The 18,043-nt window shown below is 39.0% G+C and carries 18 protein-coding genes and 1 pseudogene; 6 read left to right on the top strand and 13 right to left on the bottom strand.

Features of this window, described 5'->3' with window-relative positions:
• Positions 1-9 precede the first annotated feature (9 nt).
• The 8 genes and pseudogenes from FA584_RS05570 to nifH all read right to left on the bottom strand — a co-directional run bounded on the left by FA584_RS05570 (position 10) and on the right by nifH (position 7,832).
• Entirely contained in the window at positions 10-867 is an 858-nt protein-coding gene (locus FA584_RS05570; RefSeq protein ID WP_167750472.1) for a lipase family protein, read from the bottom strand.
• Positions 868-940: 73 nt separating this feature from the next.
• Positions 941-1,760, bottom strand: a pseudogene (gene istB / locus FA584_RS05565) (IS21-like element helper ATPase IstB).
• Positions 1,751-2,866, bottom strand: coding sequence for an IS21 family transposase (istA, locus tag FA584_RS05560; protein ID WP_167750471.1), 1,116 nt, complete (start codon positions 2,864-2,866; stop codon positions 1,751-1,753). The pseudogene istB and the gene istA overlap by 10 nt, the downstream one beginning before the upstream one ends.
• Positions 2,867-2,960: 94 nt before the next feature.
• On the bottom strand, positions 2,961-3,245 hold the full coding sequence (locus FA584_RS05555) for a response regulator (RefSeq protein ID WP_167750470.1): 285 nt from the start codon (positions 3,243-3,245) through the stop codon (positions 2,961-2,963).
• Between the two features lie 151 nt (positions 3,246-3,396).
• On the bottom strand, positions 3,397-4,950 hold the full coding sequence (gene nifK, locus FA584_RS05550; protein ID WP_167750469.1) for a nitrogenase molybdenum-iron protein subunit beta: 1,554 nt from the start codon (positions 4,948-4,950) through the stop codon (positions 3,397-3,399).
• 10 nt (positions 4,951-4,960) lie between these two features.
• The gene (gene nifD, locus FA584_RS05545) at positions 4,961-6,415 is read right to left on the bottom strand and encodes a nitrogenase molybdenum-iron protein alpha chain (protein WP_025344429.1); all 1,455 of its coding nucleotides are present in this window, start codon (positions 6,413-6,415) and stop codon (positions 4,961-4,963) included.
• A 30-nt stretch (positions 6,416-6,445) separates the two neighbouring features.
• On the bottom strand, positions 6,446-6,805 hold the full coding sequence (locus tag FA584_RS05540) for a hypothetical protein (protein ID WP_096046472.1): 360 nt from the start codon (positions 6,803-6,805) through the stop codon (positions 6,446-6,448).
• 115 nt (positions 6,806-6,920) lie between these two features.
• Positions 6,921-7,832: a nitrogenase iron protein gene (gene nifH, locus FA584_RS05535; RefSeq protein ID WP_087438453.1), complete on the bottom strand. Its 912-nt coding sequence runs from the start codon at positions 7,830-7,832 to the stop codon at positions 6,921-6,923.
• 179 nt (positions 7,833-8,011) lie between these two features.
• On the opposite strand from nifH, the gene FA584_RS05530 reads away from it, so the two are divergent.
• Positions 8,012-8,476, top strand: coding sequence for a hypothetical protein (locus tag FA584_RS05530; protein WP_167750468.1), 465 nt, complete (start codon positions 8,012-8,014; stop codon positions 8,474-8,476).
• A gap of 101 nt (positions 8,477-8,577) precedes the next feature.
• Here FA584_RS05530 and FA584_RS05525 read toward each other — a convergent pair whose 3' ends face one another.
• Positions 8,578-8,862 carry a putative quinol monooxygenase gene (locus FA584_RS05525; RefSeq protein WP_228448158.1) on the bottom strand — a complete coding sequence of 95 codons (285 nt, stop codon included), beginning with the start codon at positions 8,860-8,862 and terminating at the stop codon, positions 8,578-8,580.
• Positions 8,863-9,564: 702 nt separating this feature from the next.
• On the opposite strand from FA584_RS05525, the gene FA584_RS05520 reads away from it, so the two are divergent.
• The 3 genes from FA584_RS05520 to FA584_RS05510 are packed head-to-tail and all read left to right on the top strand — an operon-like array spanning position 9,565 to position 12,596.
• Entirely contained in the window at positions 9,565-10,026 is a 462-nt protein-coding gene (locus tag FA584_RS05520; protein ID WP_025343414.1) for a transposase family protein, read from the top strand.
• Positions 9,948-10,412: a transposase family protein gene (locus FA584_RS05515; protein WP_084613060.1), complete on the top strand. Its 465-nt coding sequence runs from the start codon at positions 9,948-9,950 to the stop codon at positions 10,410-10,412. Before FA584_RS05520 ends, FA584_RS05515 begins: the two co-directional genes overlap by 79 nt.
• A gap of 42 nt (positions 10,413-10,454) precedes the next feature.
• Positions 10,455-12,596: a methyl-accepting chemotaxis protein gene (locus FA584_RS05510; protein ID WP_167750466.1), complete on the top strand. Its 2,142-nt coding sequence runs from the start codon at positions 10,455-10,457 to the stop codon at positions 12,594-12,596.
• A 211-nt stretch (positions 12,597-12,807) separates the two neighbouring features.
• Here FA584_RS05510 and FA584_RS05505 read toward each other — a convergent pair whose 3' ends face one another.
• From FA584_RS05505 to FA584_RS05495, 3 genes are all read right to left on the bottom strand, one after another.
• Positions 12,808-13,125, bottom strand: coding sequence for a hypothetical protein (locus FA584_RS05505; RefSeq protein WP_191342088.1), 318 nt, complete (start codon positions 13,123-13,125; stop codon positions 12,808-12,810).
• A gap of 182 nt (positions 13,126-13,307) precedes the next feature.
• Positions 13,308-13,700, bottom strand: a complete 393-nt coding sequence (locus FA584_RS05500) for a DUF4160 domain-containing protein (RefSeq protein ID WP_167750465.1) — start codon at positions 13,698-13,700, stop codon at positions 13,308-13,310.
• Between the two features lie 336 nt (positions 13,701-14,036).
• Positions 14,037-15,176, bottom strand: a complete 1,140-nt coding sequence (locus FA584_RS05495; protein ID WP_191342087.1) for a sensor domain-containing diguanylate cyclase — start codon at positions 15,174-15,176, stop codon at positions 14,037-14,039.
• A 64-nt stretch (positions 15,177-15,240) separates the two neighbouring features.
• On the opposite strand from FA584_RS05495, the gene FA584_RS05490 reads away from it, so the two are divergent.
• Positions 15,241-15,717 carry a GNAT family N-acetyltransferase gene (locus FA584_RS05490; protein ID WP_167750463.1) on the top strand — a complete coding sequence of 159 codons (477 nt, stop codon included), beginning with the start codon at positions 15,241-15,243 and terminating at the stop codon, positions 15,715-15,717.
• A 194-nt stretch (positions 15,718-15,911) separates the two neighbouring features.
• Here the strand turns inward: FA584_RS05490 and FA584_RS05485 are convergent, their stop codons facing one another.
• Positions 15,912-16,511: a pyridoxamine 5'-phosphate oxidase family protein gene (locus FA584_RS05485; protein ID WP_167750462.1), complete on the bottom strand. Its 600-nt coding sequence runs from the start codon at positions 16,509-16,511 to the stop codon at positions 15,912-15,914.
• 99 nt (positions 16,512-16,610) lie between these two features.
• Here FA584_RS05485 and pdxR point away from each other — a divergent pair, with 99 nt between their 5' ends.
• Complete coding sequence (gene pdxR, locus FA584_RS05480; protein WP_167750461.1) at positions 16,611-18,008, top strand: MocR-like pyridoxine biosynthesis transcription factor PdxR; 1,398 nt, start codon at positions 16,611-16,613, stop codon at positions 18,006-18,008.
• Positions 18,009-18,043: the final 35 nt, after the last annotated feature.

Here is an 18,043-nt window from a genome sequence, read left to right as displayed (position 1 = left end):
GCTCATCTTCTACTGATACGCATCAAAAAAGTGTTTCGCAACCTGCGTGCAAAACTGGAAATCATAGGTGCCATGGTATTCCCTAAGATAGGTCGGCATATCAGTGTCTCGCACATGACCAAAGGTCTGTGCAATGTTCTTATCGACATCGACTAACGCGATATTCTTCATCCCACGACTTCTAAAATCATCGAAGGCATCTTGCGCATGAAAAAATTTAACAACGGGGTCATTTTTTCCTGAACATAACATCATAGGAGCTTTGGGGTCCCAGCCCAATACATCCTGCTTCTTCGCGGCAACAATAGTGCCATTGGCAGGATTTTCTACAAGGTCCCTAAGATACGCTGGCTTAAACATTGCATTTTTGGCCTCTTCTGGCGTTCCTCTTGGGAGCTTTCCCAAATCAAGTGGATAATTTACTATCGGCATCAGTGTCTCTATGGTGCTATCATACGGTGCATTGAAAACATCCGATGCCTGTGCGTAGACATCACCGTAAATTTTCTGCCAAGAGATAATTTGAAACGGCACTAGCGCCTGCACACCACCAATGGGTTGACTCACACCGTTAATCAAAGCCTTAGAGACTTCATACGGTCCAACCAAATGCGCAGTCGCCACGACATTGAATTCTCCTGTATGGTCTGCCTCAATCCTACGCTGTGTCGCCAGTGATGCATGTCCCCCTTGCGAAAAGCCTGTTAACATAACTTTATCACTGAGGGTTATACCACGAAGATGTGCCGTATTGCGTGCTGCGCGGAGTGAGTCCATCACCGTGTTGGCGGTGGTGTCTGCATGCATAAAAGGATGATAGGGATAGTTTGAGCGAGCATACCCTAAATAATAATCGGTTGCGACCACAACATAGCCCTGAGATGTCAAGCGAAGCGCAGAAGTCGTCAGTTTTTAATGTAAAAAAGTTGCGAATTGAAACTTAAACCACCTCTTGATTTTGACTGCCTTGGTTTGAAGATTTAGCTTCAAACTTATAAATTTCTGAGTGTAAAACTCCTGTTTGTTTCTTCTCTTTAAGTCGGTAACTGTCTCCTTGAATATTTATGATATGTGAGTGATGTAACACGCGATCTAATATAGCCGTTGTAACTATTTTATCCCCTGCAAATACTTGAACCCATTGACTGAATACTAAATTTGATGTAAAGATGGTAGAACTTTTTTTCATAACGTTTCGAGATAATCTGAAAAAAGTGATTGGCTTCTTCTTTACTCATATTAAAGTATCCAATCTCATCAATGACCAATACCGATGGGCTTGTGATTGCTTTGAGGAAGCTATCGTATTTCTTCTCTTTTTTGGCTTTGTTGGCATTGCTTAAAAGCTCGCTAATAGTCGTAAACCTAACCTTGTAGCGATGCTGTACGGCTTTATACGCAAGCGCAATAGCAAGATGGGTTTTACCCACGCCACTTTCCCCTAAGAGGATGATGTTTTCATGTTTTTTTACAAATATTAGATTGGATAACTCTTCAATCTGTTTACGGTTCACGCCTACGGAGAAAGTATAATCAAATTGCTCTAGGGTTTTAATAGCAGGAAATCCTGCAAGCTTTGTTAAGGTATTTGTAGAACGCCCCAATCTGCTATCAGCTTCATTGCGTAGCAACTCCTCAAGGAACTGAACATACTGCCAGTTCTCTTTCGCTGCCAAAGTTGCTATATCATGGTATTGGCTCCCAATCGTGGAGAGACTCAGCTCTTTACAGAGCTCTTCAATAGATGAGATCAATTCCATAATACACTCCCACTGTAAATACTAATAGGCAGAACGATATTAGCAACCATTGGGATGAACTCATCGTAACATTGAATATCACGATTAGGAATATAGAGTTTATCGATGTCATGATATGAATTGATTGGAGAATATTTTTTAGCTACACTTTCAATCAAAGCTTTGGGGTGGATTCCTTGATAGGCTTTAGGCATTGGATGCAGTTGCAGCTGCTCCTGTGCCAACAATTCAAAGGGTACTTGCAATGTCGTTTTATGAATACGACGATTGGCTGTTGTATCTAGCCACTTCAGCACTTCTGCATTGGCATTTTCCAAGGTCAGTGCATAGTTTTTCATTCCAAGTTTTACACGCAGTCCATTATGAAAGTTATAGCGTAGATAGTGGTTAAATCTTTCTACTTTTCGTTTGGTCTTAGCACGGTAAGGTTTGCAGACTTTAATGCTAAATCTACAATGTTTGGCAAAGTCTTCAAAGAGTGGGTTGAGTTTATGTTTACCTCGACCATAGCTATTACGTCCTAAAATGACGGTTCGCATATTGTCATATAAACATTCCATTGGAACACCTCCAAAGTAGTTAAAGGCATTCATGTGACACCCAATAAGCGTCTCTATTTTTTCATTATTGACATACTCAACATACGAAGCTCTACTATAACCCATCGTTGCCACAAATGCCGATAAATTATCCTTTGGAAACTCTATCCAATCCACTTGCATCTGCTGGGCAGGTTTGGTTTCAAAGCGAATAATAGGTTCATCACTCTTTGCCCGAGCTCTAAGCTCATAACGCCCAATGACTTGTTGTAGCCAGCGTAAACTTCCATCGTATCCAAGCTTCTTGATCTCTTCATAAATAACCGTTAATGGGATTTCACTTTTCGTTTGCTCTGACATCTCTAGCATTTTTGCAATATGCGGTAAATAGGGATCAACACTATTAATCATGGGAGGTCGATTGATATGGGGAACATAATCATCAGGAAGATTGGCATAACGCCTTACGGTATCTCGTGAAATACCAAGCTTTCGTGCAATGGCACTCTTGCTCAATCCCTCAGCTAAAAACTTCTTTATCATTTTAATTTCACCTTTTTTTAACACCAAACTCCTTTCCGTAAATCTGAAAATGGAGTTTAACCAATCTAACTTGGTTTCTTAAGGTTTTAAATCAAAATGCAACTCTTAAATTACATTTTCAACTGACGAGTTTAGCACTTCGTCTGACAATCATCGCATCATCACCATAAGAGGTAAGGTATATGACACAAAAGTCACTCATCCTCTTCAAGTTTTGAATGACGTCTATCCCTGATTCATCATTTTCAAGTTTGATGTCGCTGAGGATAATGTCAGGTATATTGGTCGCAAAAAGAGTGTGAGCATCTTCAAAATTACCCGCATGTCCTGTGACTTCAAAGCCTTTTTTTTCTAAAATCTTTGTAAGATTCAAGGCGATAAGAGGCTCATCTTCGATTATCATAACCTTAAGCATAGATACTTTCTCACTCGTGTCAAATTTATATACTCATTATATATATTTACAGTGAAATTTGTATTAATTGTAAAGAGGAGATGATTTAGGGTATAAAGACGTATCGAAACTAAAAAAGAAGAGAGCCGAAGCTCTCAACTTATCGAATTGAGTCGAAGAAGAAATCTGTTTTTGCGATCTCTTTTGTCTCTTCATCCAATGCGTCTAAGACGGAGTTGGTAATCCAAGTTAAAAGGTTGAGTGCACCCTCATATCCACTGATAGAGTATCTGTGGAGGTGATGTCTATCAAAGATTGGGAAACCGATACGAATCAATGGTATTTTTGTATCTCTGTACAACTCTTTACCATAAACGTTACCGATCATGAAATCAACAGGCTCTGTAAAGAGAAGGCTTCTTAAATGCCACAAGTCTTTACCACCCCAAATGTGACACTCTTCTTTGAATGTACATTTTTCTAAGATTGCTTGCATCTCTTTTTCCCAGTTTTTACGAGGCGCATTATGGCAAAGAACATGAACTGGAATCGCTCCCATTTCAACCAAGAATGAAACCACACCAAGTAAGAAATCAGGATCACCCCAGATAGCGAATTTTTTACCGTGCATATACGGGTAGCTATCTTGCATTGCATCGACCAGTTGACCGCGAAGTTTTGTAAGCTCTGCAGGAACAGGTTTACCGGTAAGTTCACTGAGTTTCATAACAAACTCATCTGTGCCACCTAAACCGATGGGGTTACATGTAGCGTAGGTTTGTTTCCAATCATTTTTAATCATCTTCGCAGTAGCCTGTGTAGAGTATCTTTGAAGAGAGATAGTTGCTTTTGCAGTGCTCGCTGTTTTAGCAACCGCTAAAGGTGTGCCACCTGCATAAAGTTTGTACTCACCTGCTGGTGTATTCCATTGGTCTTCATGATCACCGATCATAACGATTTTGTCACTGAACATAGAAGCGATTTTTTTCACTTCTTTAAGGCTACCAAGGTATGGCTCAAACCCAGGGATGATGTTGATACGTTCAGCATCTTTTTCAACTTCAACGCCCTCTTCAACCATGTTAAGCTCTTGAAGAATCGCGTTCATCATATTGTCATAACCTGTGACGTGGCTACCAACAAAGGAAGGTGTATGGGCTGCTGGGATTGGTGTGTTATCTAACTCACCCTCAGCATCTTTACGAGCACCGATGACAAACGCGTTCAAGTCATCACCGATAACTTCTGCCATACATGTCGTAGAAACGGCGATCATATCTGGTTTGTAAAGCGCTTTACAGTTACGTAAACCCTCTTTCATATTTGAAAGACCACCAAATACCGCCGCACTCTCACTCATGGAGTCAGAAACACACGGTGTTGGCTCTTTAAAGTGACGTGTAAAGTAGCTTCTAAAGTACGCCACACAACCGTGACTACCATGAACATACGGCATGGTATTTTCAAACCCAAGAGCTGCCATAACAGCGCCCAAAGGTTGACATGCTTTGGCTGGGTTGATCGTGATGTGCTCACGTGCTAAGTTTTTCTCACGGTATTCCCATGTGGTTGTCCACTTAGCAATTTCAATGACTTTATCAGGGTTTGTTGAACCTGCGTTACTTTCAAATTGCTTTTTGTTTTTGAAAACTTCTTGATACTCTGGTTTTAAAAAGAGCTTTTGCCCATTTACTATGTTTTCTACGTCTTGCATTGTGCTCTCCTTAGTTAGATTCCCATGGTGCTTTGGTGTGAGCCCATACTGGGGAGTTCAACGCCAAATCCATGTCTTTTGCAAAAATTGCAAAGGCATCGTATCCATGATACGGACCACTATAATCCCAAGAGTGCATTTGTCTAAATGGTAATCCCATTTTTTGGAAAACGTACTTCTCTTTTACACCGCTTGCTACAAGATCAGGTTTCAGTCTTTTGACAAATTGCTCTAATTCGTACTCGTTGGTATCGTCATAGATCAAGGTTGAGCCACTAAGCTCATCTTTGGTACGTTTATAGTCATCACCATGTCCGAACTCATAACCTGTACCGATAATTTTCATTCCCAAATCTTCGTAAGCACCAATAACGTGGCGAGGACGTAATCCACCGACATATAACATGACGGTTTTGCCTTCTAATTTAGGGCGATACTTTGCAATGACTTTATCGGTCATTTCAGTATATTTAGCGATAACCGCTTCTGTTTTAGCTTGAATTGTCTCATCAAAGAACGCTGCAATTTTGCGTAAGCTCTCTGTTGTTTTGCTTGGACCAAAGAAGTTATACTCCATCCAAGGCACACCAAATTCTTGCTCCATGTGACGAACAACATAGTTCATACTTCGGTAGCAGTGAAGAAGGTTTATTTTCGCTTTTGGAGCGATCGTTAACTCTTTATAAGTAGCATCACCACTCCATTGAGCGATAACACGAAGACCCATCTCTTCAAGTAAAATTCTTGAACTCCAAGCGTCCCCTCCGATGTTATAGTCACCGATGATGGCAACATCATACGGAGTTGATACAAAATCTTTTTTATAAGAGTTATCTGGAAGTACCTCATCACGAATCATATCGTTCGCAATATGGTGACCCAAACTTTGTGAAACACCACGGAAACCTTCACAAGAAACCGCAACCGTAGGCTTGCCAGACTCTTTTTTGTAGCCTTTGGCTACTGCTTGAATATCATCACCAATCAAACCGATGGGGCATTCACTTTGAATGGAAATACCGTTATTGAGTGGGAAAAGTGCATCAATTTCTGCGAGTGCCGCTTTAAGCTTTTTATCGCCACCGAAAACGATGTCTTTTTCATTATAGTCGGTTGTGAAGTTCATCGTTACATAGGTATCAACGCCTGTTGTACCAATGTAATAGTTTCTTCTACCTGCGCGGCTATATTGACCACAACCAACCGGTCCATGAGAGATATGAATCATATCTTTCACTGGGCCCCAAACAACACCTTTACTTCCTGCATAAGCACAACCACGTTGACTCATAACGCCTGGAACGGTTTGTTTGTTACTCTTGGTTGAATCACAAGCACCTTTAACACCCTCTGGCATATCAACGCCAAGGTGTTTTTCTCTACTTTTTTTCGCCTTTTCAGGGTAAGCAGCAAGCACTTCCGCAATTGCGGCTTCTTGTTGGCTTAGCAATGTTTCTGTTGTCATGCTATTTTCCTTTCTATTTAAAAAGTACGCTTACGCGACTTTGACCCTGTAGAGAAGCATATCGTCAAGTTTTTTACAAACGTCTGCTGTTTTACCACCATCGACTGCTTTAGAAACTTCACTCATTTGATACTTGTTGGTATAAAAAATCATTTTATATTCGCCTTCAATGTCTGATTTTTTATAGTAATCAGCCAATGCTGTGAAAAGGAATGAACCTTTTTCAACACGTAGGTCTTCTTGTTTGATACCATCACGGTTTTCACTGGTAAGGACTGCGTAACTAACATCTGAAAGATCGCCAACTTCTGCTGTGACTCTCTCTACGACTTGCTCATGACTAATTTTATTTCCCAAAGATGCTGGGAAGTGGTATCCGCATATAAACATGGTGTGCTCCTCTTTTTATTTTTTTATAACGTCAAAAGGGCAAAGCTCTTTTGACTACGTTTGCCACTGGGGCGCTAAAGCTTGCCAACGACGTTGGCAGAGTTTTCTTCGGTTATTATGCTGTTGCTTTTTTACCGATAGCGTCTGCTTCGACTTCTTCTTCCAAACCAAATTCCATTAACAATGCTTCAAGATCATCCATCTCAAGTGGTTTAGGGATCACTTTAAGATCATTAGCAATGATTTTTCTTGCAAGTTCTTTGTACTCAAATGCTTGGTCTGTTTTATCAGCAAACTCAACAACGGTCATACGACGAAGCTCAGCACGTTGTACGTGGTTACTTCTTGGTACGAAGTGAATCAAGTGCGTTCCGATTTGCTCTGCAAGATGTTTTGCAAGATCGTATTCACGGTCTGTCATACGTGCATTACAGATAAGACCTGCTAGACGTACACCACCAGTGTTTGCGTATTTCAAAATACCTTTAGAGATGTTGTTTGCCGCATACATTGCCATCATTTCGCCTGACATAACGATGTAGATCTCTTGTGCTTTACCTTCACGAATTGGCATCGCAAATCCACCACAAACAACGTCACCAAGAACGTCGTAAGAGACGAAATCTAAATCTTGATCATAAGCACCCTCTTCCTCAAGGAAGTTAATCGCTGTAATAACACCACGACCTGCACAACCAACGCCTGGCTCTGGTCCACCTGATTCTGCACACATGATAAAACCTTCTGTAATATCTGTGTTATCTGGATCAAACTCAGCAGCACCTGGTTTACATACATCTTCAAGCTCTAGGTCTTCAACAGTACCTGCCTCACTTGCTAGTTGCATAATAGTGCATTGTGCTTTTTCATGCAAAATAAGTCGTGTAGAGTCTGCCTTAGGATCACATCCAACGATAAGAATTTTTTTACCGAAGTAGTGCGCCATTGCCGCGAGTGTATTTTGTGAAGTGGTAGATTTACCAATTCCGCCTTTGCCATAAAAAGCAATTTGTCTGAGTTCAGCCATTTTGTTCTCCTTTGTGAGTTTTTATTTCACCACACACTTTTGCATATAGTGTTCCGTAGAAAAATACTTTTGAAAAAAATAAAAAATATAAAGCGAAATATTTACATGTAAAATGTCAATGTTCAAAGGTGAATAGTGGGGTATAATCAATCGCTATATAATATGGAAAAGGAGAAAAGATGCAGGCACTTTTTGAGCATTACAAAACGATTATCCTATTTTTACATATCATCTCAGCCGTGATTTGGGTCGGAGGTATGATTGCGATTAAATTTGCTGTTCATCCTGTAATTCAAAGTATTGAAGAGCCAAAAATAAAGCTTGGCAAAACATTACACATCGTAGGTCGGTTGTTTAACCTTGTCATGCCTTTTATTGTCTTGATTGTTCTTTGCGGGTTTATCATTCTTAAAGGCACAGGCTTATCAGGAGTGGTGGTTCATATAAAAGAGAGTCTTTGGACAATTATGACGCTCAATTATGTCTATATGTACATCAAACGCACACATGCACAAACGCTTTTTGATCGGGGTGATTTTGCAAGTGCCAAAGAACAGGTGCGATTGCTCCCCAATGTTTTATTGCCTCTTAATATTGTTTTGGGAGTTGTCGCTATCTTTTTGGGAGTTATGCTTAGGGGTTAAGGGGTTAAATAAAGGAAATAGTAAATAAAGTGTCCCTTTTATCTTTTGACACAAAAAAGATGACAGGTTTAAGGAGTCCGTTTGAACAACTTGTTATACATTTATTTGCCAGTACTTATTTGGTAGTATCTTTCTACGTTTTTAGTTACTTCGCCCCATTTAGATGATTTAACTCTGGCTTGGTGATTATCAAAAGCAGCTTGATTCACGAACTCTTCGTAGACATTAAATTTATTAGGATTAACTGCATCAGGTGTTACAGTAAAAGTTAAGCAACCAGCCTCTTTTAATGTGAGATTCTTATGAGTAATAAGCTCACGATTTACAACCTCAAGATCCGAATCAGGTACGACTATAAATCCCTGCAATGTAATCTTTTCCAACACCGAACTCCTGAAACATATAACGGTTAAGCTCACTGGCAGGTTTACCTGTCCAATTTCATGACTTTAGGAATCAGGGCTAATTTTTTAACTTTTCTACCCTAAGCCTATTTAACACAAACTCCAACACCCGACAAAAATAATATCGCTTTCATCTTTAAAAATAAGATATTGAAAGATAGGCTACTTTTTTTTACATGTAAAAGATTGACAGTCTGGTTCCCTTAAAGTAGCCTCCTCCCCATTTATCCCTATGTATACGACTCACTGACGCATAATGTTCCATCTAGTAATTTTTGTGCTTTATCTTTTCTCCTTACAACGCCTTTGTAACACACATGATGTAGAATTAAACAAAAGGAGTCGACATGATTTTATTGGCTAAAAAAATTCAACATTTTGTTGATCTCATTGTTGCTAAGTCACTTTCACAGAATGAAGAGGAAATTTTTAGACTCAATCATTATGTAGCGTATCATTTAAATTTTAGGAGGTCAAACTTTCAACTTTTATTCTTAGCTAATTTCATAAACCAAACATATCCATACAAAAGGTGGCAGCAAAAAGCACAATATCTATATAGCAAATTGACTTTGAATCAATTTTCATCTAAGATAGTTTAACTAATTGCATATTTTTATATAAAATTAAATAGACATCTTGCAAAACTCAAATAAAAGGCACTAAAAATGCTTGGCAAGAGGCATGAAAAAATATGAACAAATGCAAAAGCATAAACCCAAAGATTTTAAGCGCCATATTGGCGTTAATGAAGAGACATTTAACGCAATGATAGAGGTGTTTAGGCAATACGATGAGAATCGTAAAAAAGGATTAGGTGTAGGAGGGAGGAGATCTCTTTCACCAGAAAATAAAGTACTTTTGATGCTTGGCTATTATCGTGAGTATCGCACCCTTGAACATATTGGATTTGATTATGGTGTGAGTGAATCAACGGCTTCAAGGATTGTATGTGAAGTAGAAGAAGTGTTGATTAAGTCTGGTAGATTTTCATTGCCAAGCAAGAGAGAACTCTATAAAAGTGATGTTGCCCTCTCTTTTGTTGTCATTGATGCGACAGAAACGCCTTGTCAAAGACCCAAAAAAAGCAAAGAGAGTACTACTCAGGTAAGCAAAAGCGTCATACCCTTAAAGGACAGATTGTGATTGATAAAGAGGAGAGGATTATGTGTGTGCATACCGCTAAAGGTACGACACATGATTTTAGACTGTTTCAAGAATCTAATCTCCCCTTGATGCCCAAGACCTGTGTTTATGTTGATTTGGGATATCTGGGTATTGCCAAAGAACATAGCCATTGTCAAATTCCCCATAAAGCCTCCAAACTTCATCCTTTGAGTGAGGAGCAAAAAGAGGAAAACAGACAAAAAGCAAGTGCTAGAATATGTGTTGAACATGTGAATGCTAAAATCAAAACATTTCAGATACTCACCCAAAAATACAGAAACAGAAGAAAACGATTCAATCTACGCTTTAATTTGATATGTGGATTAATCAACTTTGACCGTGGTTTTGCTGTGGAATACAAATGAGTTTTGCAAGATGTCTAATAAAAAAAAGGGGGGGGGTTTACGATGATATTTAAATCAATTCAAACTAAGATTGTTGTGATAGCTGGGCTTTGCCTGATTTCAGCCGTTATCCTATTGGTGGGGTATGGGTTGTATTCATCTAAAAGCACACAAGATGTGGTTTCCAAGGAGGTTTCTTCTTTGTTGACTGAACTCAATATGGAGAGACTGCAAAATTTAGCCGGCGAGCAAAGTGGTACCATTCAGTCCGAATTGGAGTTGGCTTTGGATGCTGCTCGTACGATGGCTAACACCTTTGAAGTGAGTAAACTTAAACATAAAGATGGTAAAGGCGCTCTGGACATTGGCCGCGATCAGCTCAATGCTGTGCTTCTCAATGTATTGAAAAGTAACACAAGCTTTAATGGTACCTACTCCTGTTGGGAGCCAAATGCGATCGATGGATTTGATGACAACTTCCGTGTAGACAAAGACGGCAACAATCCAACTACCGGACGCTTTACCCCCTATTGGACGCGTGATAATAAAGGCAAAATTGCCGTTCAACCTTTAGTAGAGTACGACACCTACGACAAGCATCCTAACGGTGTTCTTAAAGGAGGCTGGTATATTACCCCACGTGAGCAGAATAAAGAAAGTGTGCTTGGACCATTACCTTATATCGTACAAGGTAAGCAAGTATTCCTCGCAACGATGTCTGTGCCTATTAACGTCAATGGTAAATTTTACGGCGTTGCAGGGGCGGATTATAACTTAGATTTTGTTCAGAAAATTGCCGAAAAAGTTGATGCAGAATTGTTTGAAGCTCATGGACAGGTATCCATCATTGCAGACAATGGTCTGTTGGTAGCCCAAAGCGAGAATCCTGCTATGATCGGGGGTCATTTTAAACAAGTGATGCCTAAAGGGTGGGAAAAGATTTATGAAGCTATTCAAGCAGGTAAAGCGTTAGTTCGTATCAACAATGATAGTGGCATGATAGAAGCGGTTGCGCCAATCAAGCTTGGACAGACAGGTAAACCTTGGGCGGTTCTGATTCAAGTACCACAGGAAATTATATTGGCTAAAGCTTTGACGCTTGATAAAGATATGAGCGATCGACTTTACAGTAATGCTTCGTTGCAAGTTGTCGTTGGTTTTATCGTTGCTTTACTGGCTATTATTGCAATCTATTTTCTTACCACCAGTATTATTGCCAAACCTCTTTTAAACCTTAAAGAAACTGCCCATGATTTGGCAACGGGTGATGGTGATTTAACCAAAAAATTAGCCATTAAATGTCACGATGAAATTGGTGATGCTTCCCATGAGATTAACCAATTTATCGATAAAGTTCACTCAACCATCAAATTAGCAAAAGACACCAGTTCTGAAAATGCATCGATTGCGCATGAGCTCTCAGCGACAACCCTGCAAGTGGGTAAACGCGTGGAAGACTCTTCAATCATCATTTCTCAAGCCACACACATGTCAAGCGAGACCAAACAAGAAATTGTCTCTTCCGTCAATGAAGCAAAAGCTTCAAAAGAAGAGATTGTTAAGGCAAATAATGAACTCCAAAGTGCTCGTAAGTTCCTTCAAAAACTGGGACAGCGTGTTCAAGAGAGCGCGCAAACAGAGCAAGAACTTGCACAAAAAATCCAACAACTTAGCTCTGATGCCGACCAAGTTAAAAATGTTCTTACCGTCATCAGCGATATTGCTGATCAAACAAACCTTCTAGCACTCAATGCTGCCATCGAAGCTGCACGTGCGGGAGAGCATGGAAGAGGCTTTGCAGTCGTTGCCGATGAAGTACGCACCTTAGCAGAGCGCACCCAAAAAAGTTTGGTTGAAATCAACGCAACCATTAATGTCATTGTTCAAGCTATCACGGACAGCTCAGAGAGAATGAATGTTAATTCAACACAAATCCAAGAATTAAACGCGCTCGCGGGGGATGTGGAAAGCAAACTGGATAACACTGTTTCTATGATGAATGTTGCAACCAAACTCAATGAAAAAACGGTCAATGACTACATTCAAACAGGTGAAAAAATCGATACCATCGTTTCCAAAATCGAAGAGATCAATACGTTAGCAACGCAAAATACCAGAAGTGTGGAAGAAATCGCAGGGGCGAGTGAGCACCTCAATGAACTCACCACACAACTCAACGCCATCCTCAATAAATTTAGAACATAAGTTAAAGCCCTATTTTAGGGCTTTAATCACTTGATTTTCATGCCACGTAATCCATCAGTTTTGTTGAAAAAAGCGTTTGAGCCATGTGTCATTCGGCGCTAGCTACTTTTTAAATTTTTCACTTTACATGTAAAAGATTTATTGTCTAATTCTTTAAGAGTAACCTCGATAAATGCGTAAATGAGGACAGTTTCCACCTTTATCTCTTTACTCACTTTTTGGGAAACTTTGCATCACTAGCGCCAGAAGGTAACGAAGAATAGCCTGCAAACCCTGGATAGCCCGGATAACCAGGGTACCCTGGATAACCGGGATACCCTGCGTACCCACGATAAGGCTTGTTTGAGAAATAATAAAAACGATTTCCGTTGCAGACTGTTCCTAAGTAATCGCCATCTGTTGTTACGGCATCGTCATCGCCCCAAGGAAACCACCCAACCCATTCTGCCTCAGAATTGAAAAGGTTTTTACCAATTCGGAAAGCTATCCACTCACCACTTGAATTAAAAAGATTATATACGGACAACATACTCTCTCTCCTTGTGCACCTAACTATTTATTCAACATATATCATACCATAGGGGTAAGGGCTAAACTTTTAACTTTTCTACTCTAAAGAAATAAAAGTGACAGGCTACTTTTATTTACATGTAAAAGATTTATTGTCTAGTTCCGTAAAAGTAGCCTGTCACCTTTGTCCTTTTAGCATAATTAGAACCTGAGATTACTAATTAGCTTTTCGGCTCCAACTGAATTGTCTTTTTCATTTAACTCTTGCCATATTGCATTCAACTGTTTTTGTTTTGGTACAAGAAGGCTCAAGAAATGCTTTTTTGTTTTACTGTCAATCTTGCCAGCAAGAATTGAAAAATCAATAAGACTAATTGAAACATCAATTTTATCAGAGTGAACTATATGAAGATGCGGAGCATTGTGGCTGACATTTTCTTTACGAATTTCAACACGTACTTTGTCTTGCCGCATCACGAGAAATTCTGGAACAAATTGATTACCAAATAATTCACGTTTTCGTTCTTTTTGCGCTCTTTCTTCTGCACGATAAATTCCATCACACAGTTGAAGAAAAAAATCTTCAGTATTCATATTTTTCCTTGCTAGATAACGTTAAAAAATTTAGAAAGAAAAAGGGGACAGGCTACTTTTTAAATTTTTCACTTTACATGTAAAGATTGAATTTTCTAATTTTCCAGTAGCCTCGTCACATTCTACTACTAATGATGCATCACAGTTAAAACAGCATTTGTCATGTCATCAATAAATTGATTATTTTTAAAAGGTATGAGTTTTAGGGGTCAGGGCTAAACTTTTAACTTTTTTGTACGCTAAGCCGATTTGACGCAAACTCCAACACCTGTCAAAAACATTATCTCTTTACAAACAAAATATATCGTTTTCAAGTTTTTACATGTAAAAGATTTATTAAGATTGCACGTTATTTTTATTGGCATTTTTTGCCATATAGAGTAATTGATCACATCGTAAAAAGATGCTATCTTTGGTATCTTCACTTTGATAGGTGGTTACTCCAAAACTACATGTCATATTGAGATTTTCTGCAAAGAGATTTTGAACAATTTCTTTTCGAATCAATTCCACTTTTTCTACGGTTGTGGCAAGATTACTTTCGGGAAAAATGATCATAAACTCTTCACCACCCCACCTTGCCAACACGTCACTACTTCGAATCATCTTTTTTACAAAAGCACTCATATCCATCAATGCCTGATCACCTTTCTTGTGACCATATTGATCATTAATCGTTTTAAAATTATCAATATCCATGAGCACTATACTCAGCGGGTACATATACCGTCTAGCCCGATCAATCTCTTTATCCAAGAGTCGTTCAAATTCTCGTCTGTTCAATAAAGATGTTAGAACATCATGAGAGGCGTTATAATGGGCTTCTTCTATCTGTAAATTAAGTTTTTCATTGATTTCATTGAGCTCTTTTGTTCGCTCTTTAACGAGCATTTCAAGTTGAGCATTATCATTGGCTAAAAGTTTATTTTTTTGAATCAAACTATCTCTTAAATGTTTAGCTTCATGGATGTTCGTATGCGCACCAATCATGCGAAGGACACTGCCATCTTCTTTTCTTTGCACAATTTTTCCACTGTCTTCTATCCATAAGTATGAACCATCGCATTTTCGACATCGATATATGATTTGGTATACATCACTTTTACCCGTAACATATGCTTCAAAATGAGCCATAACATGAGGATAGTCATCTTGATGAATAATATCTTCCCATGTAAAAACATCATTTTTGCATGTATCATAGTCATATCCTAACATATGAAACCAACCAATACTACGATAAACATGCCCTGTAGTGATATTCCAATCCCAAAAGCCTTGATTTGAAATATCCAGAATATGATTTAATGTAAAATCAGCGTCATTGATGGTTTGATGCGTATATGTCTTTTTCATGGAATTATTATACATAAAAAATGTCAAGCGAAGGGGAAATGGACTCTTTTCTTCACCATCTGTTTGCATCGGTATGAAAAGAACACACAAAACAAAAATGCTCAGGATTTGACTTTTCAACAATCGTTGTTTATAAGATATTTTTTTATAAAATATCCTTTCAAAAAATATACAAAGAATCCAAATGAAAACAGAAAGATTAAGACTACGAGACATCAATCGAGAAGATAGCCAAACGTTATATGAACTTATTTTTAGTGATAAAGATGTCATCAAATATACTTTTGGAAAAGATCATATTTCAGAACAAAATATATATGAGTATGTCAAACAAATAGGCTTAAAAGTTTTAGAAAACAATAGTACAAAAGCAATCATTGGTTTAGCAGGTGTTCTACCGTGTTCTTATTTGCAAGAAGATGACTATGAATTCGGTTTTATCTTAGCAAAAAGATTTTGGGGACTAGGCTATGCAAGTGAAATTGGTAAAGCTCAAATTGAATCAATCAAAAATTCTTTATTTAAAAACAGAGCGATTGCAACAGTGTATCCTGAAAATGTTGCTTCTATCAAATGCTTAGAAAAGCTTGGACTCAAATACGAAAAAACTATTTTGACAAATAGAGGAGAGAGGTTAGTCTACCTCTTGAATTTTAAGTAGCTCTTTTACTTCAATAAAACTATAAGCTCATAGGAACAATCCCCATTCTCACCTTTATTCTTATGACCTATACTTTAACAAATTGGCAAAAGTTAAAAGTTTAGCTCCGACCCCTTTTCTCTCGTGCGTGTAAGCAGCGCTCAAAGAAGCCAATGCCTAAATAACCAAAGAGGCTTTACATGTAAAGCCTCTTTTTAACTCATCTGTCCTATAAGCTCAATACTCAGTATATCAAGAGCTTCTCCACGTTCACGCAATTTTTCGATCAACAACGCCTTGCGTTCTGCATTCAAATTTTGCCCTGCTTTGATTTTTAATGAGATAGATTTTGGACTTAATTGAACAATACCTATCGTCTCTATAGCTTTTTTATACATGGGATTTTCGACTTCAATCACATCGTATTTTCCATCTGGTTGCAATTTTTGCATGAGCGCATTCAGAACATCGCACTTTTGTTGCGCATCGTCTATACTTTCCACATGACCTGAAAAATGCGCAGAGATAAACAGTTGCGTGGCAGGACAAGCGGAGCGGGTATTGCTAAAATACGAAGGAATTAAAGACAGAGGCTTCACCACACTAAAACTTGCGTTTGTATTTTTTGCCATTGTGTCCATCTTACGTCCTTCTTTTGAACCATGAAAGCAGATGCACCCATCATGCCATACAAAATTCAGTGGTACACTGTAAGGCTCATCACCATCAATCAAACACAGCGTTCCATACTCACAGCTCGATAAGAGTTCTTCTAAGAGTTTTGGGTCGTTTACTTCAAATTCTGCTCGTCGCATCGTTTCAATCCTTATACTTTTTCATAAAATATTTGGTATTATAATCCCAAACTGTACTGGTTACAAGAGCCAGTTTGTTAAAAATTTTAGGGGACAGTTATGTATGTTTTAGACAAAGAAAGCAATAAGCCGCTCTATTTGCAACTCTACGAAGCCATGAAAAAAGAGATTGTAACGACGCTAAAATATGGCGACAAACTCCCCTCAATTAGAAACGTCGCTTCGCAATATTCCATTAGTAAAAACACGGCTGAGTTGGCGTACAAACAACTTTACACGGAAGGATATATCGAAAGTGCGCCCCAAAGTGGGTATTTTGTTGCCGATATGCCTTTAGAACAAGACCCGCCAATCAAAACAATTTACATGCTCAACACAAAAACATCGCCTTCGATACGTTATGATTTTATTCCCGCAAGACTGACGCCTGATGCGTTTCCCTTAAAACTCTGGAAGCGGCTTTTTATCAAAGCGATGGGAGCGGAGCTTGATTTTGGAGCGTACGGCGATAGACAAGGTGAAATCGGCCTTCGTGAAGAGATAGCACGCTATTTGATGCAGTCGCGTGGCGTAAACTGCGATGCTGGACATGTCATTATTTGTGGCGGTTTTGCCGATTCGATGCACATTTTAGCGACGCTTTTAAAAAAACAATGTAGCCATATTGCGATTGAACATCCGGGTTTTCCGATTGTCCGTTCTCTCTTTAATGATTATGGTTATACCACGGTGCCCATTCATGTCGATCAAGATGGTTTAGTCATCGATGAGCTTGAAGTATCGCCTTCAAATCTGGTTTACATCACGCCCTCGCATCAATACCCAACGGGAGTGAGCATGCCCATTCGTAACCGCATACGACTTCTGAATTGGTCAAAACAAATAGGAGGCATCATCATTGAAGATGATTACGACAGCGAACTGCGGTATCAAAATCGCCCGATTCCATCGCTCCAAGGCTTAGATAAGGACGATAGAGTCATTTATGTCGGAACCTTTTCCAAGTCGCTCTCCCCTGCCCTTCGTGTCAGTTATCTAGTCCTTCCACATCGGTATCTTGATAAGTATAAAATGTTATTTCTTACCCGTCACCAACGCTGTTCCGTGTCGCTTTCAACGCAAAAAACTTTAGAACTTTTTATGGCGGGTGGACATTGGGAGAGGCACTTGCGCAAAATTCGCACGCTCAATCGCAAAAAACACGACGTGATGAAAGAAACCCTGCAAAAGACGTTTGGCTCAATGATTGAAATCATCAGCGAAGGCGGAGGACTAGCCATTTTGATGCGCCCCACGCACACAATTAATTTAAATGTTTTAAGACAAAACGCTTTAGAAAAAGGCATAAAACTCTATCTTGCGAGTGATTATTACGGAAACGATTGGGAAGCTATCCGCATGGGATTTGGAGGATTGAGCGAAACAGAAATCCGCGAAGGAGTCGCACTTTTAAAAGAAGTATGGATGAACACACTAGAAAAAAAAGATCAAAATTAAGTTCTTAACTTTTTTTGATACAAAAATTCTTACAT

The organism is Sulfurospirillum diekertiae (assembly GCF_011769985.2).
In the GTDB taxonomy this organism is placed as follows: domain Bacteria; phylum Campylobacterota; class Campylobacteria; order Campylobacterales; family Sulfurospirillaceae; genus Sulfurospirillum; species Sulfurospirillum diekertiae.
This window is presented reverse-complemented; position numbering and strand designations above follow the sequence as displayed.